Origin of the sequence: Acinetobacter sp. OYA S30, from assembly GCF_033599315.1 — a bacterium.
Classification (GTDB): domain Bacteria; phylum Pseudomonadota; class Gammaproteobacteria; order Pseudomonadales; family Moraxellaceae; genus Acinetobacter; species Acinetobacter baumannii.
In genome coordinates this window covers 1-421 of sequence record NZ_JAWVAV010000152.1, presented here as the reverse complement: position 1 = coordinate 421, position 421 = coordinate 1, and the positions used below count along the sequence as shown (strand labels likewise).

General features: G+C 36.6%; 1 protein-coding gene. It reads right to left on the bottom strand.

The features are described 5' to 3' along the window. Window positions 1-61: 61 nt before the first annotated feature. On the bottom strand, window positions 62-421 hold a 360-nt coding region (locus tag R5R67_RS19580; RefSeq protein WP_318755221.1), incomplete at its 5' end, for an integrase core domain-containing protein.

Sequence of the window (421 nt, the reverse complement as noted above, 5' to 3'; positions counted from 1 at the left end):
AGAGGTGGTTCCACTTGTTTGAACAACTAAAAGCGTATTTATAAGTGATATTCCGCTCTAGTTAAGCCACCTTGTTTTGTTGGGGTAGCTGATCATAGTAAAACTCATTTGGTGTCATTTTGTCTAGACTCGAATGAGGTCGTTTCAGATTATAAAACTCAAAATATGCACTCAATTGCTTTTTCGCATCTGTGACACTGCTATAAGCTTTGAGATACACCTCTTCATATTTAACGCTCCGCCATAATCGTTCAACCATCACATTATCTACCCATCGACCTTTACCATCCATACTGATTTGAATGCCATTTGATTTCAATACATCAATAAATGCATCACTGGTAAACTGACTGCCTTGGTCTGTATTAAATATTTCAGGTGATCCATATTTTTCAATCGCTTCATTTAAAGCCGAAATACA